This is a genomic window from Pseudoalteromonas sp. CO348, assembly GCF_004208845.1.
GTDB lineage: Bacteria > Pseudomonadota > Gammaproteobacteria > Enterobacterales > Alteromonadaceae > Pseudoalteromonas > Pseudoalteromonas maricaloris.
Genome location: NZ_SGPI01000012.1, coordinates 257,238 through 274,157, shown reverse-complemented (window position 1 = coordinate 274,157; position 16,920 = coordinate 257,238). Strand labels below are relative to the sequence as shown.

The 16,920-nt window shown below is 43.4% G+C and carries 17 protein-coding genes and 1 tRNA gene; 5 read left to right on the top strand and 13 right to left on the bottom strand.

The window, feature by feature from the left end; genetic code table 11:
- Positions 1-10: 10 nt before the first annotated feature.
- The 10 genes from EXT48_RS05850 to ruvC form a co-directional block, all read right to left on the bottom strand.
- Positions 11-86: transfer RNA gene (locus EXT48_RS05850), tRNA-Lys, on the bottom strand.
- Positions 87-235: 149 nt separating this feature from the next.
- On the bottom strand, positions 236-988 hold the full coding sequence (gene ybgF / locus EXT48_RS05845) for a tol-pal system protein YbgF (RefSeq protein ID WP_130163846.1): 753 nt from the start codon (positions 986-988) through the stop codon (positions 236-238).
- Between the two features lie 12 nt (positions 989-1,000).
- The gene (gene pal / locus EXT48_RS05840; protein WP_010605122.1) at positions 1,001-1,537 is read right to left on the bottom strand and encodes a peptidoglycan-associated lipoprotein Pal; all 537 of its coding nucleotides are present in this window, start codon (positions 1,535-1,537) and stop codon (positions 1,001-1,003) included.
- 40 nt (positions 1,538-1,577) lie between these two features.
- Positions 1,578-2,936 (bottom strand): Tol-Pal system beta propeller repeat protein TolB, encoded by a 1,359-nt coding sequence (tolB, locus tag EXT48_RS05835; RefSeq protein ID WP_128727756.1) that lies wholly within the window; start codon positions 2,934-2,936, stop codon positions 1,578-1,580.
- Between the two features lie 9 nt (positions 2,937-2,945).
- The gene (tolA, locus tag EXT48_RS05830) at positions 2,946-3,887 is read right to left on the bottom strand and encodes a cell envelope integrity protein TolA (protein WP_010605124.1); all 942 of its coding nucleotides are present in this window, start codon (positions 3,885-3,887) and stop codon (positions 2,946-2,948) included.
- Positions 3,887-4,315, bottom strand: a complete 429-nt coding sequence (tolR, locus tag EXT48_RS05825) for a protein TolR (protein ID WP_010377593.1) — start codon at positions 4,313-4,315, stop codon at positions 3,887-3,889. The genes tolA and tolR overlap by 1 nt, the downstream gene beginning before the upstream one ends.
- The gene (tolQ, locus tag EXT48_RS05820) at positions 4,302-5,006 is read right to left on the bottom strand and encodes a protein TolQ (protein WP_010377591.1); all 705 of its coding nucleotides are present in this window, start codon (positions 5,004-5,006) and stop codon (positions 4,302-4,304) included. Before tolQ ends, tolR begins: the two co-directional genes overlap by 14 nt.
- Before the next feature lie 1,207 nt (positions 5,007-6,213).
- Entirely contained in the window at positions 6,214-7,218 is a 1,005-nt protein-coding gene (gene ruvB, locus EXT48_RS05810) for a Holliday junction branch migration DNA helicase RuvB (protein ID WP_045989767.1), read from the bottom strand.
- A 2-nt stretch (positions 7,219-7,220) separates the two neighbouring features.
- Positions 7,221-7,838 carry a Holliday junction branch migration protein RuvA gene (gene ruvA, locus EXT48_RS05805; protein ID WP_010377584.1) on the bottom strand — a complete coding sequence of 206 codons (618 nt, stop codon included), beginning with the start codon at positions 7,836-7,838 and terminating at the stop codon, positions 7,221-7,223.
- A gap of 2 nt (positions 7,839-7,840) precedes the next feature.
- The gene (gene ruvC / locus EXT48_RS05800) at positions 7,841-8,362 is read right to left on the bottom strand and encodes a crossover junction endodeoxyribonuclease RuvC (protein ID WP_010605128.1); all 522 of its coding nucleotides are present in this window, start codon (positions 8,360-8,362) and stop codon (positions 7,841-7,843) included.
- Positions 8,363-8,608: 246 nt separating this feature from the next.
- Between ruvC and EXT48_RS05795 the strand changes: the two genes are divergently transcribed.
- Positions 8,609-9,715: a hypothetical protein gene (locus EXT48_RS05795; protein WP_130163845.1), complete on the top strand. Its 1,107-nt coding sequence runs from the start codon at positions 8,609-8,611 to the stop codon at positions 9,713-9,715.
- Between the two features lie 60 nt (positions 9,716-9,775).
- On the opposite strand, the gene EXT48_RS23700 is transcribed toward EXT48_RS05795, so the two are convergent.
- Positions 9,776-9,931, bottom strand: coding sequence for a hypothetical protein (locus EXT48_RS23700; protein WP_165384088.1), 156 nt, complete (start codon positions 9,929-9,931; stop codon positions 9,776-9,778).
- 196 nt (positions 9,932-10,127) lie between these two features.
- Between EXT48_RS23700 and EXT48_RS05790 the strand changes: the two genes are divergently transcribed.
- Positions 10,128-11,234: a hypothetical protein gene (locus EXT48_RS05790; RefSeq protein ID WP_130163844.1), complete on the top strand. Its 1,107-nt coding sequence runs from the start codon at positions 10,128-10,130 to the stop codon at positions 11,232-11,234.
- Between the two features lie 61 nt (positions 11,235-11,295).
- Here EXT48_RS05790 and aspS read toward each other — a convergent pair whose 3' ends face one another.
- Entirely contained in the window at positions 11,296-13,080 is a 1,785-nt protein-coding gene (aspS, locus tag EXT48_RS05785) for an aspartate--tRNA ligase (RefSeq protein ID WP_130163843.1), read from the bottom strand.
- Between the two features lie 194 nt (positions 13,081-13,274).
- Here aspS and EXT48_RS05780 point away from each other — a divergent pair, with 194 nt between their 5' ends.
- A complete protein-coding gene (locus tag EXT48_RS05780) occupies positions 13,275-14,123 on the top strand; it encodes a DUF72 domain-containing protein (RefSeq protein WP_158299115.1) in 849 nt (282 codons plus the stop codon).
- Complete coding sequence (locus EXT48_RS05775; protein WP_130163842.1) at positions 14,123-14,629, top strand: M48 family metallopeptidase; 507 nt, start codon at positions 14,123-14,125, stop codon at positions 14,627-14,629. The genes EXT48_RS05780 and EXT48_RS05775 overlap by 1 nt, the downstream gene beginning before the upstream one ends.
- A gap of 27 nt (positions 14,630-14,656) precedes the next feature.
- Here the strand turns inward: EXT48_RS05775 and EXT48_RS05770 are convergent, their stop codons facing one another.
- Complete coding sequence (locus tag EXT48_RS05770; protein WP_039497298.1) at positions 14,657-15,454, bottom strand: M48 family metallopeptidase; 798 nt, start codon at positions 15,452-15,454, stop codon at positions 14,657-14,659.
- 231 nt (positions 15,455-15,685) lie between these two features.
- On the opposite strand from EXT48_RS05770, the gene EXT48_RS05765 reads away from it, so the two are divergent.
- Positions 15,686-16,891 (top strand): Bcr/CflA family multidrug efflux MFS transporter, encoded by a 1,206-nt coding sequence (locus tag EXT48_RS05765; RefSeq protein ID WP_130163841.1) that lies wholly within the window; start codon positions 15,686-15,688, stop codon positions 16,889-16,891.
- Positions 16,892-16,920 lie beyond the last annotated feature (29 nt).

Here is a 16,920-nt window from a genome sequence, read left to right as displayed (position 1 = left end):
TGCTTGTAAGTGGTGGGTCATGATGGACTCGAACCATCGACCAATGGATTAAAAGTCCACTGCTCTACCAACTGAGCTAATGACCCACTTAACGCAGCAGTTTTTTGTTACCAATCGCCTGCTGCGGGCGCTTATAATACTTATTTAAATTTTGAGTGCAACTGAAATAGCTAGTTTTTTTCACTTTTTATGACTAAGCGCCTAATTTTAAGGCACTCCGCTCAAAAAGTGATAATTACATCTTCGCTAAACGCTCTGTTGCCAATTTTGCAGGAGTCGTACTTGGATACTCTTTAATCAATTTATTGAGGAGTGTCTTCGCTTCTGCTGCTTGTCCCTGTTTATGTAAAATAGTACCCAGCTTTAACATCGCTTCTGGACGTTTATTCGATTCAGGGAAATTATCAACAACGGTTGCAAAATGAGACTTAGCTTTACCATCGTCAGATTTTATTAAGAATAGCTGACCTAACCAGTAATGCGCGTTCGGCACATATACTGAGTTTGGATACTGCTGCAAGAAACTTTGAAACTCAGGGATCGCCGCATCGTAGCGCTTATCCTTCATTATCATGTTTACAGTACGGTCGTACGCTTCATTTTCAGACAAATTACTGCTAAATGCTTGCTCGGGCGTAACATCTGGCGTTACCGCAGCAGTTGTTTTTGACTGGTCGTAAGCTTGGCTAACGCGATTTTCAATCTCTTGATACAGCTCACGTTGGCGTTGTAGCACTTTTTCAAGCTTATAGCTTTGCTCTTCCGTCACACCGCGCACTTGGCTTACTTCTTCTTGCAAAAGATTAAGCTGTTGCTGTAACTCAGCCTGTAGCAAATTGCGGGTTCTCATCATACTCTCAAGTTGAGAGACACGTTCTTCTAGTGTTTGATTTGAATTTGCAGCTTCTGAAACAGGAGCGGGAGCAGCCCAAACTTGGGCGCTCCCGCTCATAAGTAAGAATGCTGCCAAAATAGTATTCGGCTTCATAATAACTCTTTCTTAGTAGACTAATACCGCGCGGCGGTTCTTAGCGAATGCTTCTTCTGTACGTGACTTCACTAAAGGTTTCTCTTCACCATAGCTCACTACAGAGATTTGGCTGTCAGAAACACCAAGGCTTTGAAGATACTTAGCCACTGCTTTACCACGGCTCTCACCTAGTGCGATGTTGTACTCAGGCGTACCACGCTCGTCTGCGTGACCTTCAACAAGCACTTTTACGCTTGGATTTTTCACTAGGAAATCAGCGTGCGCTTGAAGTAGTTCAGCATATTTGCTCTGAATAGTAGATTTATCAAAATCAAAGTATACGATCTGTTCTTGACGTAGAGCTTCATATTTCTCACGTAGTTTTTCTTCTGCAGATTTCTCACGAGAAATAGTATTTACATCAACAGTGTTGTTATCTTGATTGGTTGCCGCTTGATTGCTTTCGCTCGCCGCGCCCTCGTCAACACTTGAAGATGAGCTACATGCTGCAAGTGTCATCACTGGCAACGCGACCATTAAGGCTTTTAGAGTTTTGTTAAGTTGCATCGAGTATATTCCTATATCTTTATAAATCTAACCAGCAAAATTACTGTAAAAACGGCGACCAGGCTGGTGCCTTAACTTGACCATCCAAGACAGGTAATCTTGCCTTGAAACGACCATCCATAGACACCAATGCCAATACCTGCTTATTATTGTGCAAGGTGCTGTATATTATCATCGAACCATTTGGTGCAATACTTGGAGACTCATCTAGTCTCGTACGAGTCAGCACTTGAAACAGCCCGGAATCTAATTCTTTTTTCGCAATGTGGTAACGGCCCAGCGTGCGGTTAACCATAATCAAACGTTTACCATCTGGAGTGATCGAACCTGCTAAGTTCATGTCGCCGTCGAACGTCACTCGCTTAGACCTACCAGTTTTTAAATTTAACTTATAAATCTGAGCATTACCACCCCTTTCAGATGTATACACAATTTCTTGACCGTTTGGATGCCAAGAAGGCTCAGTATCTATACTACGGTGACGAGTCAAGCGGGTTTCTTGACGGGTTTTCAGGTCGATAAGATAGACTTCTGTCGCACCACCTGAGTCCTTAGAGAGTACAGCTAGTAATTTAGTTCCATCTGGAGAAAACTGGGGAGCGCCATTAATACCTGGGTGACTCGTGACGAGTTCGCGTTTCCCAGTGTAAATGTCTTGAATGTAGATTTGCGATTGGCGATTTTCAAAAGTCACGTACGCAAGTTTGTTTGCATCCGGCGACCATGCAGGAGACATTAACGGCTCTTTTGAGCGTAATAACACCTGTTCGTTGTAACCGTCATAATCGGCAACAACTAACTGGTATGGCTTATCTTGGCCGTCACGTACGATGACGTAGGCAATCTTAGTTCTAAATGCGCCTCTTTCACCCGTTAAGGCTTCATATACAACATCACTGATTTGGTGCGCATAGTTTCTAAAGCCTGTACTGCTGACAATACTTTGGCGTCCTTCGAGCACATGGTCGTCGCTTTGCATTAAGCGACCATTTGACATAATGCGAGTTTCACCACCGGTCAGCTGTGCTCTGATCACGTCAATCAGTTCATACTTTACCAAGTAGCGTCCAGCAGATTGCTGGGTCACGGTGCCTACAACTACCGCTTCAACCCCCGCATCAACCCATGCAGCGTAGTCGATTTCCGAGTCAGTGGTTGGTAATTGAGGCATGTCAGCCTCGGCAACAGGCTTAAATTTACCGCTGCGCATCAAGTCTGCAGAAATAACGTCACTTAAACTCGACGGCATTTCACCAGTGCCATTATATTTAAATGGTACAATTGCGATGGGTCTAGCACTGTCTACCCCTTCTGTTATCACAATTTCAAGTGCGGCTTGCGCAAACTGTGATACACCCAGAGTAAAAACCAGCAATAAGGTTGTGAACTTCTTTAGCATGTTCGTCCTTTAAAAATTTGGTTTAATTGTTAAATTGATATTCTTAAGCTGCTCAAACACGTCTTTATCTTTAGAAACAGGTAAAGTATCTGCCATTTTCACAGCACGGATAGCAGCTTCACAAACTAGCTTGTCGCCGCCCAATGACTCTACATGCGTCACAAGGCCGTTAAAGGCTAGGCGAATGTTTACTCGGCATTGTTTACCTTTCATTGTTTCATCGATAAGCAAGTTGGCCTGAATGCGTTGCATGATAAGTGCTTTAAACTTATCCACTTCACTCAATACTTGCTGTTGACGGATCTTCGCTCTTGCTGCCTGCTCTTTCGCAAGCTGGTCACGCAGCATTTGTTCTTCAAGTGCCTTTTGACGTTGACGCTCGGCTTCTTCCGCTTTTCGTTTTTCCTCAGCTTCGCGACGTTTCCTCGCCTCTTCAGCTTTTCTTAAGCGATCTTCCTCAGCTTGGCGCTGAGCTGCAGCCTTTTTAGCAGCTTCTTCCGCAGCGGCTTTTTCAGCTCTCGCTTTATCAGCCTGCTCACGTTGTTTTTTCTCAATTTCGCGAGCGCGTTTGGCTTGCGCCTCAGCTTGGCGAGTCTCTTCCAACTTAGCTTGACGCTCTTGCTCCAGCTTTTTAATGCGCCGCGCTTCGGCTTCGCGGTCTTTTCTGGCTTGCTGCGCACGCTGTTCAAGATCGCGAATACGGCGATCTTCAGCAGCTTGCTTTTCTTCTTCACGCTTTTTTAAATCAGCAATCTTTTTCTCAACCGCTTGCTGATCAACCGACACTGCAGAAACCGCCCTTTCAGGCTTTTGATCTTTTTGCTGTGGATTTAAGGTGACTTCCATCACAGTAGGTGTTTCGACTTGAAAATTTGCCGTAGCAAATAGCAGACCGCCAATCGCGCCATGAAGCAATACTGACTTAACTACACTGCTAGATAATGAACTCATTACTCATCCTCAAATGATTTAGTCATTAGGCCAACAGAAGGAACACCCGCTTTTTTCAAGAAATCCATTAAATAAAGGACTTCTTGATACGACACTCTACCTGAACCTTTAATCATTACAGGGGTATCTGGATTTTGTTCTAACTTAAGTTTAATCACCGCAGCTACTTCTACAGCATCCATTGGTGCTTCAGGGTCCGTACCAACAGTCACAAAATAGCGACCTTCAGCATCAATGGTGGCAATAATCGGTGGCGAGTCTTTGGTTTCAACCAATTCAGACTCTTCCATCTGAGGTAAGTCTACTTTTACGCCGTGCTGGATAAGTGGAGCCGTTGCCATAAAAATGATTAACAGCACCAACATAACATCAATATAAGGAACGACGTTGATCTCCGCGACGGGACGACGTCTCTTACGCTGATACATTTTGTTTTGCCTCTACTTGTGTTGCAGCCTGACGATAAAGAATATTAGCGAACTCTTCCATAAAGTTAATGTACTGAGTTTCTAGCTTTTCTACATTTTTGGCAAATCGGTTATACGCCATAACCGCTGGAATTGCCGCAAACAGACCCATGGCTGTTGCAATCAACGCCTCAGCAATACCTGGTGCAACCATTTGCAGTGTCGCTTGTTTCACTTCGCCAAGCGCGATGAAAGCATTCATGATCCCCCAAACGGTACCAAAAAGACCGATGTAAGGACTGATAGAGCCAACTGTTGCTAAAAAAGAAAGGCTTGATTCTAACTTTTCGATTTCACGAGAAAGCGCGACACGCATTGAACGGTGAGTACCTTCAACAACAATTGAAGGGGATTGGATATTGCCTTTTTTATGCTTTGCAAACTCTTTAAAGCCAGATACAAATAGCGCTTCTAGTCCTGACGCGCTACCAGTCCTTGCAGCTATTTCATTATAGAGTTTGCTAAGATCCATACCGGACCAAAATTTTTGCTCGAAATTCTTTGATTGGCTTTGGGCTTGAGAAATGACAGTTTTACGTTGAAAAATAATTGCCCAAGAAGCAATAGACAATCCCACCAGGGTCAACATAACAAGTTGTACCAAAAAGCTGGCTTTTAAAATTAGATCGACAAAATTTAGTCCCGATTCCACGTTATTATACTCCCAAAAGTGTTTCGGCAATGGTAGCCATTTATATTCTTGCGCTCTACCGAGCAATATCTAGAGATAGACTAGATTTACTACCAAAAGGTTCAGCTAGTTTAACCACACTATAAATACCTTACAATCTCAATACTGCGAATTCATTGTATTTGACGATAAATAGAGCTAAACAGTTTAACTCCCTTTGCTTTACCCAAACTTAAGCAAATTCGACAATCTCCATCACAGTCTCTAAATATGACTCAAAACTGCATAAAATAGGAGTTTTATGCACAAATAGAGAATAAAACCTCAAAAAACAGATTGGTCTTACCAATTAACAACAGATTATCTAATATTTACATTTTGCGCATTTAACATACAAAACTATATTTTACATAAACTTACACAAATACATCACCACGTTTAAGCTCACTTTTTAACCTCAACAAAAATTCTGATATTAGTTTTTTTTATCTGAAAAAAGAATTTTTCTAGTTTGATGAAAAACTAAAACCTCTTTAATATACACCCTGTACTGAGCGAGCAGCTGAAGTTTCAGCAAAGCACAGTTACTTGCAATAGGATTCTGATTTTTCGTATTGCTTAGATGATGCATTTTGTGGATAAAACCCAAAGTAACTCATCTTGTTCCCTGGATTACTTCCTTCAACTTGTTGTTTTGCCCGCATTATTTGCGGGCTTTTTTTTGCCTGAAATTTGGTGCGAGCTCCTTATTACGCTCCACATTTTCTTTAACACTCGGTCATTTTGCGGTTTTTATTTAGCGCTTGGTTTAAAGGACGAGACAATCTACAAATAGTTTAAGCAACGGTATAGCCCACACAGGTCGAGATAAATTTACCTGAGGTTTAGATAAGAAAGGTTCTCACTCCTTGTTGTTAAGGGGCAACTTAATTTACCTCCTTGTCTAGCCAGAAAGTTTTAGGGGGAAACTAGGCGAATTTACGCACCAATAGCTGGCTATTGGAAGTGAATTCAACGCAGTTAGCGCTAAAACTGGCTGCTAGAAAGGCATTAATTATCCGAAGCTCAGGTAAATTACTTCAGCAGTGATGGATCTTGCCTGAATTTAGCTGACACAAAATAATAGATTTGTGCAAACGCGATTAGCAATAAGTGAGTGTAGAAATGAAATAGCCGAGTGAATACTCGGCTATTATGAAGAATAAAGGTGTTTATTACCCAACTTAGATCATTCTGGCTTGCTTAGCTCAAAATGCATATAGGCTTTGTCAGAGACAATACGTCCTCTTGGCGTGCGTTGAATAAAGCCTTGTTGGATCAAAAATGGTTCTATCACATCTTCGATGGTTTCTTTTTCTTCTCCAATTGCCGCAGCAAGGTTATCCAGACCAACCGGGCCACCAGTAAACTTTTCTATGATTGCCAGCAGATATTTGCGGTCCATATAATCGAAGCCACATTTATCAACATCGACCATATCCAGCGCTAAGTGCGCAATGTCTTCAGTGATAGAGCCATCGCCCTTCACTTCAGCAAAGTCTCTTACCCTGCGTAGTAAACGATTTGCTATTCGTGGTGTACCGCGCGCTCGACGCGCCACTTCAGTTGCGCCCGACTCGCTGATCTCTAGATTTAAATGATACGCTGAGCGAGTCACAATCGAAGACAAATCCGCAACCGAGTAAAACTCCAAGCGCTGCACAATACCAAAGCGGTCTCTCAATGGTGAGGTTAACGAGCCGGCACGTGTCGTTGCGCCAACCAAAGTAAAAGGTGGTAAATCCAGTTTAATTGAGCGTGCTGCAGGGCCTTCACCAATCATGATGTCCAATTGATAGTCTTCCATCGCAGGATAGAGAATTTCTTCCACCTGAGGACTTAAACGATGGATCTCATCAATAAATAACACATCCCCTTCTTCAAGGTTAGTGAGCAACGCAGCTAAATCTCCCGCTTTTTCAAGCACAGGTCCCGAGGTGGTTTTAATATTAACCTCAAGCTCGTTTGCGACAATGTTCGCAAGCGTGGTTTTACCTAAACCCGGCGGACCAAATATCAGCAAGTGATCTAAGGCTTCCTGTCTTGAACGTGCCGCCGCAATAAAAATTTCCATTTGCTTTTTGACATGTGGCTGACCAGTATAATCATTTAGTAATTTAGGTCTAATCGCCCTATCAACTAAATCTTCATTACCTTGGATCTCAGGTTCAATTAATCTATCTGCTTCAATCATAGTTACATCATCGATTTAAGAGCGTCTTTAATGATACTCTCGGTCGTCATGCCTTCTCTGTTTACGGCTTTTACCGCTTTTTGTGCTTGAACTTGTTTATACCCTAATGCCATTAAGGCTGCAATCGCTTCATCTGCTGGGGTATCACTTACCGTCGGATGCTCTTGCGGCGCAAGTACAGCGGCATCGCTAAACGGTGTGAGTAAGTCATTGCCAAAGTCTTTTAGCTTATCTTTCATTTCAAGCACTAGGCGCTCAGCGGTCTTTTTACCAACTCCTGGGATCTTAACCAAAGTCGTTGCATCGCCATGATTCACGCAGCTAACAAATTGCTCTGCAGACATGCCAGACAAAATTGCAAGTCCGAGCTTTGGACCGACTCCGTTCGCTTTAATTAACGTTCTAAACAATGCACGTGCGATCTTGGTATTAAAACCAAACAGTAACTGCGCATCTTCACGTACTACAAAGTGAGTAAATACTGAAACCGGCTCGCCCACGCTCGGTAATTCATAAAAACAAGTCATAGGCATTTGCACTTCATAACCTACACCTGCAACATCAATTAATATCTCTGGTGGCTGCTTTTCTAACAGTGTTCCGCTTAATTTTCCTATCATGGTTATCTCAACCTTCCTCTTACGGTTTTACGCGCTGCGCCTGCCATTTTTATTAAGTTTTGCCTTGAGTGCGCGTGACAAATCGCCACCGCCAACGCATCTGCAGCATCAGCTTGGGGTGTGCCAGGCAGCTTTAATATGCGCTTTACCATTTCCTGTACTTGGGCTTTGTCTGCACCACCGGTACCCGCAACGGCTTGTTTAACTTGCCTTGCCGAATATTCACTCACAACCACTGACTGCATGGTCGCTGCAACAATGGCCGCACCTCGCGCTTGACCAAGTTTTAAGGCTGAACTTGGATTATGCGCAACGAACACTTGCTCAATCGCAAAGTCGCTCGGCGAAAACTGCTCTATGAGCTGTGTGATCCCTTGATAGATCATTTTTAATCGAGTGGGAAAGTCATGTTCACCAACTTTAATGCAACCGCTCCCCAAATATTGGAACTTTGCACCTTGATGAGCAATCACACCATAGCCTGTAAATCTTGACCCTGGATCAATTCCTAAAATGACAGCCAAACGCATCGTCTCTTGGTTTTTTGGTTATAATGCCAAAATACTGTATAGATTACCAGTTAAGTTGTAACCCTACTCTGCTTTACCAACTTAAGTTTTTCGGTTTGCCTAACTATCATCATTTTAATACCAGTTAGGTGAGGTATTGGTAATTTAGATAGAGCACAATCATAATGTTTCCAAAATAAAAACACCGTGACAACATAAAAACAACTTCATAAACTTAAGAGTAAACTAAAAGGAAATTCAATGAAAAGAAACTCGATAAAAGCATTACTTTACGGAGCGTTAATAGCTAGTGGTATGGGCATTTCTGTATCTGCAAATGCGGCTATTACTCAGTATCAAACCGAAATTTGCTACTTATGTAGTGCAGGAAATGCCATCGACTTTGCCAAAAAATATCCACCTACGGTGGAGTGTAAGATAAATGGACCATTCGGTTGGGATTATACTCAAGAGTGTTACTCACAACCGCGAGACGTACTAATTATTAATGCGAACTCAGGCCAAAAGTGGTACTACCAACTCAACCACACAAACCAAGGTAAGTTTCGTAACGAGTTAATACTTAATACGACAGAAAAAAACCTACCAGCTGATGCGAATAACCTTGCAGACGAATTATTAAGGTATTATGCAGCTTGGGATAGAGCAGTGTCTAAAGTTAGCGCTGAATATCAGTCTAAGTCAGTACAATCGAATTTACTTATTCAGGCCCTTAAAAGTCGGATTTCAGTAGCTTCAGAGTCACCAAACAACTGTGAAAATGAGCCAGTTACTCGCGCAGCTAATTTTGCTTACAATATTACCGCAAAAGCAAACTTACGACGAAGCCTAGCTAGCGCACTTGAACAGGAATACGGTAGCATTAAAGGCTCTTTCGAAACAACACAAATGACCGCATTAAGCTATTCTGTGAGCAGAGGCGCTGCAGCGCTATCTGGCAGTTGGCAATATGTACCAATAAACCGCTCGACCCGTGTAAATTTCCATGACCCTGCAAACGGTAATCATACTATTGTCTATAATGTACTTCCCGGACCTAGAGGTGTTGGTTTAGACATTGAGCTTAACGAAGCCATGAGCTTTCTTGGTGGCCATGCGATTAAAGATTTGAGAACGTCGAGACCCCCTAGCGTTTCTAACTGTATGCTCGAAGTATTAAATCAACATCTTGAAGCGAGTATAGCCGGTGGCGGCGGCGGCGGACATGATCCTGTCAACCTTGGTAAAGGTTACGATAGGATCCCTGGACGAGGTTTTGGTGGTATCAGCGGTCCTCAAACCTGTACATGGACTTACTATGACCCATGGGGAAAGCCATACTTTAGTATGGAAGGCGCTTGTCCTTAGTTAGTGCTTAAAAATTGAAGAGGCGACCTAAGTCGCCTCTTTTATATTCGGTTGACGAATTTACTCGCCTTCACCTTGCTTTGCTAGCTGCTTTTCTATTGAGATAGCAAGATCTGGGTTGACAGGGCTTGGCGCATCCGTCATCAAGCACGACGCTTGCGTTGTTTTCGGGAATGCAATCACATCACGAATATTGTCAGTGCCACACAGTAGCATTACCAGTTAAGTTGTAACCCTACTCTGCTTTACCAACTTAAGTTTTTCGGTTTGCCTAACTATCATCATTTTAATACCAGTTAGGTGAAGTATTGGTAATTTAGATAGAGCACAACCATAATGTTTCCAAAATAAAAACACCGTGATAACATAAAAACAACTTCATGAACTGAAGAGTGAACTAAAAGGAAATTCAATGGAAAGAAACTCGATAAAAGCATTACTTTACGGAGCGTTAACAGCTAGTGGTATGGGGATTTCTGTATCTGCAAATGCGGCTATTACTCAGTATCAAACCGAAATTTGCTACTCATGTAGTGCAGGAAATGCCATCGACTTTGCCAAAAAATATCCACCTACGGTGGAGTGTAAGATAAATGGACCATTCGGTTGGGATTATACTCAAGAGTGTTACTCACAACCGCGAGACGTACTAATTATTAATGCGAACTCAGGCCAAAAGTGGTACTACCAACTCAACCACACAAACCAAGGTAAGTTTCGTAACGAGTTAACACTTAATACAACAGAAAAAAACCTACCAGCTGATGCGAATAACCTTGCAGACGAATTATTAAGGTATTATGCAGCTTGGGATAGAGCAGTGTCACTAGTGAATGACCAGTATCAATCTCAAACGATGCAAACATCTTTGCTCTCAGAGGCGCTTACGCAGAGATTTTCAACAGCTTCAGCATCACCGAATAACTGTGAAAATGAGCCGATCACCCGCGCAGCCCACTTTGCTTATGATGGACATGCTAGAGCAAACTTGCATAAAAGCTTGGTAAATAAATTTCAACAGGAATACGGAAGTGTTGATGGGGCATTTGAAACAAAGCAAATGACCGCACTCAACTTTTCTGTAAGTAAAGGTGGTGTAGGGCTTGGCGGGAGCTGGCAGTATGTCCCTCAAACTCGCTCAGTGAGTGTAACATTTGCAGATTCCGTCAACGGAGATCACACCATAGTCTACGACATTTTCAAAGGCCCAAGAGGAACAGGACTAGACTTTGAGCTTGCAGAACATGCGTCTTTTCTTGGCGGCAGTAGAATTAAAGATATGAGAAGGTCGAGACCTGCTAACGTTTCTAACTGTATGCTTGAAGTATTAAATAAACATCTTGAAGCGAGTATAGCCGGTGGCGGTGGCGGCGGACATGATCCTGTCAACCTTGGTAAAGGTTACGATAGGATCCCTGGACGAGGTTTTGGTGGTATCAGCGGTCCTCAAACCTGTACATGGACTTACTATGACCCGTGGGGCAAGCCATATTTTAGTATGGAAGGCGCTTGTCCTTAGTTAGTGCTTAAAAAATTGAAGAGGCGACCTAAGTCGCCTCTTTTATATTCGGTTGACGAACTTACTCGCCTTCACCTTGCTCTGCTAGTTGCTTTTCTATCGAGATAGCAAGCTCTTTTAGCGCATCTGGGTTTGCAGGGCTTGGCGCATCCGTCATCAAGCACGACGCTTGCGTTGTTTTCGGAAACGCAATAACGTCACGGATGTTGTCAGTGCCACACAGTAGCATCACCAAACGGTCAAGACCGAATGCCAAACCTGCGTGCGGAGGCGTGCCATACTTCAGAGCATCGAGTAAGAAACCAAACTTCTCTTGCTGTTCAGACTCTTCAATGCCTAGGATCCTAAACGCCGCCTGTTGCATTTCGTTGTTGTGAATACGAACCGAACCGCCACCGACTTCGTAGCCGTTAAGTACCATATCGTATGCATCAGAAAGTGTACCTGCTGGATTTGCTTCAAGGTCCGCAGCACTTACGCCTTTAGGCGCAGTAAACGGGTGGTGTACCGCGTGTAAGTTACCTTCGTCGTCTTCTTCAAACATCGGGAAGTCAACAACCCAAAGTGGTGCCCATTTAGTTAGATCAGTGATTTCTAAATCAAGACCAATCTTCAGACGTAGCGCGCCCATGGCTTCGTTTACAGTATTACGCTTGTCTGCGCCGAATAGAATAATGTCACCTGTGTTTGCGCCTGTGCGTTCAAGCAGTGCATTGATCACTTCTTCATTCAAGAACTTAGCGATTGGTGACTGTACGCCTTCGATACCCGCCTCACGGTCATTCACTTTCATCCATGCAAGGCCTTTCGCACCGTAAATACCTACAAACTTAGTGTATTCATCGATTTGCTTACGTGAAAGTTGTGCGCCACCTGGTACTGACAGTACTGCAACACGACCTTTTTCGTCGTTCGCAGGGCCGCTTAGTACTTTAAATTCAACATCTTTTACGATGTCTGCAACGTCGATAAGCTCAAGCGGGTTACGTAGGTCTGGTTTATCTGAACCATATTTGCTCATCGCTTCGCTGTATGGCATCACAGGGAACTCACCCAAATCAACGTCTAGGAAAGACTGCCACATTTCACGGATCATTTTTTCTGTCACGCCACGAACTTGATCTGAGCTCATAAATGACGTTTCGATATCTATCTGAGTGAACTCAGGCTGGCGATCTGCACGTAAGTCTTCATCACGGAAACATTTTACGATTTGATAATAGCGGTCAAAGCCAGACATCATTAGCAGCTGCTTAAATAGCTGCGGCGACTGCGGTAGCGCATAGAAACTGCCTTTGTGAACACGACTTGGTACTAGATAGTCGCGTGCACCTTCAGGTGTCGCTTTCGTTAGTACTGGCGTTTCAATGTCTAAGAATGCATTTTCATCCAAGAAACGACGCACGAAGCTACTCGCTTTAGCACGCATCTTAATGCGATCGCTCATTTCTAGACGGCGTAGGTCTAAATAACGGTACTTAAGACGACGCTCTTCAGAGTTTTGCTGATTGAAGTCAAGCGGTAATGGTTCTGAACGGTTGATAATGGTTAAGCCAGTGCCTAAGATCTCAACTTCACCGGTTGCCATGTCTTTGTTTACTTGGCTTTCAGGACGCGCACGGACAACACCTTTGATCTGAACACAGAACTCTTGGCGCAACGTATTCGCTTTATCCATTAAGCCTTCCACTTCAGGATCGAATACCACTTGCACAAGCCCTTCTCTATCTCTTAAATCGACAAAGATTAGGCCGCCAAGGTCACGACGTTTATTGATCCAACCACATAGTTCAACTTCCTGATCTACATGGCTCTTATTTAGTTTTCCGCAGTATATAGAGCGCATAAAATTCCTGTCAGTCCAGTTTGCTCTTACGACTAATCACTTCTCACCACACAATATGAATTTACAGTATTGGTAAGCCAGTCGCTAAGACTCATTTTCAATAACCGCCAATTATATAAAAATACGCTGCATTGTCATCCTCAATCTAAGGATCTGATACACTATTCACACATTTAATCGTTGTTTTGATCACTATGTTGTATCTGGGTTGCCCACAATGGAGTAGCGCACACTGGAAAGGTCGAGTATTTTCCAGCCATTGTAGTGCCACAAATATGCTCAAAGAGTATGGCCAAATTTTTAATAGCGTTGAAGGCAATACAACTTTTTATGCCGATCCAAATCCGCAGACCGTATTAAAATGGCTAGAACAAGTGCCCGATGACTTTCGCTTTACGTTTAAAATTCCTAAGCGTTTTAGTCATGAAATGGCACTTAGCCACTGCCAAGATGAATTATTGGCTTGGTGTAAAAACATGGCGCCGCTGTTTCCAAAATTAGGCGTATTAATGCTGCAATTACCTGCGCAGTTTGCGCCTGAACATATAAATAAAATGCGACAATTTTTATCTTGGTTGCCCAAAGCGCTAACTGTTGGTGTTGAAGTACGGCATTGGGACTTTTATCGCAAAGGCGATGCTGAGCGCAGATACAACCAATATTTAATCGAAAATAACTACAACCGCATCGTGATGGATACTCGCGCACTTTTTAGCGAGCCAGCCAGTACCCCTGCGATAGTAGATGCACAGCAAAAAAAGCCGCGATTACCTGTGCATGCTATTGCCACGGGAGACAGCCCTATTCTGCGATTTGTTGGTTGCTCTCAGCTTGAGTCTAATAGAGACTTTTATCAGCCTTGGTTAACTAAACTCAATCAATGGCTCAGCGAAGGTAAATCACCTTATGTGTTTTTCCATACCGCAGACAATTTTGATGCGCCATTTTTAGCAAGACAATTTATCGCTGATTTAGAGATACATCATCAAGTAAGCAATCCATTCCCCGCTGAAAAAGAAGCAAAGCAAGAGGCGCTGTTTTAATGTCCCACCCCTATTTTTTAAACTACTCAGAGCAAGTCCAGACTCAAGTCACTCAATTAATAGAGAGCAAGCGACTCAGTGCTTTTTTCAAAAGCCGCTATCCTGAACCGCATCAAATCAAAAGCGATAAGCTACTTTACGAATATGTAGAAGGATTAAGACAGCAATACTTAAAAAATACCCCACGGGTATCGCAGGCCAAGTTTGAGAAGCGCAACAATATGGTATTGAATGCGTTAGGAACCCATACGTTCAAAACCACACGACACGGGCAAAAACAAAAGACGTCGCATCAAATACACATCGCAGCACAGTTAAAATACGCTCCCGAGGCGGTGCTACGAGCGTTGGTTGTACACGAGCTAGCGCACTTTAAAGAGAAAGACCATAACAAGGCGTTTTACAAGCTTTGTCAGCATATGGAACCCCACTATCATCAACTTGAGCTAGAGTTACGGCTATTTATGCTGATGTGTGAAACGGAAGGCAACACCAATTACACTTAACTGAAGGGTAATTGGTGTTTTGAGAAATTAGCGTTTACAGCTTGGTGCAAAACCACCCGTACGCGCTTTGTTAGCGGTTGCTTGGGCAGTTGTCATGTTTGCTTGTAATTGCTTAATTCGATTTTCAGGCGCAGGGTGCGTCGACATAAATTCTGGTGGACGCTGTTCGCTCATTTTCGCCATATTTTGCCAAAGCGCAACCGAGCCTTCAGGATTAAAGCCAGCCTTAGCCATTAGGTCTAAGCCGATAACATCCGCTTCGCTTTCATGAGAGCGGCTAAATGGCAGTGCCACACCATACTGCGCGCCAAGACCTAATCCCTGCATAATGGCATTGCGATATTCGATATTATTCATTTCAAGCACCGCCGCACCTGCTTGCAGGCCAAACTGCAACACACTGTTTTGCGATACGCGCTCATTAGCGTGTTCAGCAATAACGTGCCCTACTTCATGACCCATCACCGCAGCAAGTTGATCTTGGTTTTCTGCAACTTTGAGAATCCCCGTATGAACCCCGATTTTACCGCCGGGTAGTGCAAATGCATTAGCAGAGTCATCTTCAAAGACCACGACTTCCCATTGCTGGTTTGCGTAGTTTGTTGGGAGTTGTGCTATCAAGGCATTTGCAATACACTTAACATAGCGATTGGTTTTAGCATCAGTATCGACTTTTTGCTCTTGCTTCATTTGTTCAAAGCTTGCAACACCCATTTGGTCCATTTGCTGCTCGGAATAGAGTGCTAACTGAGTGCGTCCGGTAGGCGATGTTTTGCAGCCAGCAAGCGTTGCCGCCACAGCTATCGCGAGAACCAGTTTTTTCATAACTTGTTCCTTTTCTTATTTTATAACTTAAGTTTCTCTAAGTTTACCGCAATTTCGTCACTTAACGAGACTAACTTAGTACAATATAAAAAATTTTTCATGAACTTCTGCTGATCAGAACGCCGTCTTTTCGTTGCTCTACTCTAGTGCACCGAGTTCCATCTTCATATAAAGCGTCTCTGATTGGTGTATTTATTCTGCTTAACATTAACAAGGTAACAATACCAACATATGAAGTCATCAACACTCCCAGCAATACTCTTGCCATTACTGGCTAGTATTGTCGCGATAACGCCTTTGGCTATCGACTTGTACCTACCTGCGATGCTCGCGATTGCAGATAGCTTGAATAGCCCGCTTGAGCAAGTGCAGGTTTCTCTTAGTAGCTATTTAGCAGGTTATGCTGTCGGCATGATGGTGTTTGGCCCCCTTGCAGATAGATTCTCAAGGCAGACGTTATCTATTTGGGGCTTGGTCGGTTTTACCGCATCGTCAATTGGGCTTGCGCTAACGAATGACATCGATATGTTTTGCTTCTTACGGGTCGTTCAAGCATTTTGTGGTGCCGCAGCAACAGTCGTTGTACCAGGTGTGATCCGCTATTATTACAAAGAACACACAGCCAAAGGGATGTCTTATGTTTCGATGATCATGATGATTGCGCCACTAATTGCTCCCTCACTTGGTGCGTTGATCTTGTTGTACTTTGATTGGCACGCCATTTTTTGGTTTTTAGCGGTTTATGCAATACTCGTTATCATCGCATTACAGTTTTTCTGTATTGCAATTCCGACCAAAGCCGATGTACCGCTTAGCTTATCGTTTTTCTTAAAAAGCTATCGTATTGTGTTAACACAAAAGAAGGCCCGCTACGATATTCTTTCTTCGATGCTGGCATCATTCGCATTCTTTTGTTTTTTAACCTCAGTTTCATTTATTTATCTTGAGTATTATGGCGTGTCGGAGCAGCTGTTTGGAGTGTTATTCGCCATGAATGTGATTGCATTGATGCTCGGTAACTTTGCCAACACGCGTTTAGTGCCAAGGCTTGGTTCTAGGAGAATGCTCAATATCGGTCTTGTGATTGGTGTCGTCTGCTCCACGATCTTAGTCATACTCAGTAGCCAATCAGTCTCGGTTTGGGTGCTAGCTTCTGCTATTGCACCTTTGATGATGAGTTTGGGGATCATTGCCAGCAACGCTGATGCACTGATATTACTGAGTTTTGAACATCAAACCGGTACCGCAACCGCGGTGATAGGCACGCTACGATTTGGTAGTGGCGCTTTGGTCGGCCCTTTACTTGCACTCGCGGTTCCTGAGTCACCTTTGCCATTCTCAAGCTTTATGTTCGCTGCCATTGTGCTGACTATCGTCTGCCAATTGTTAAACAGGCGTTTTGAGAAAAGTGTCAACGCTACAGAAATCAAAGAATAATACACAAAAAGCCCCGACTTGCGGGGCTT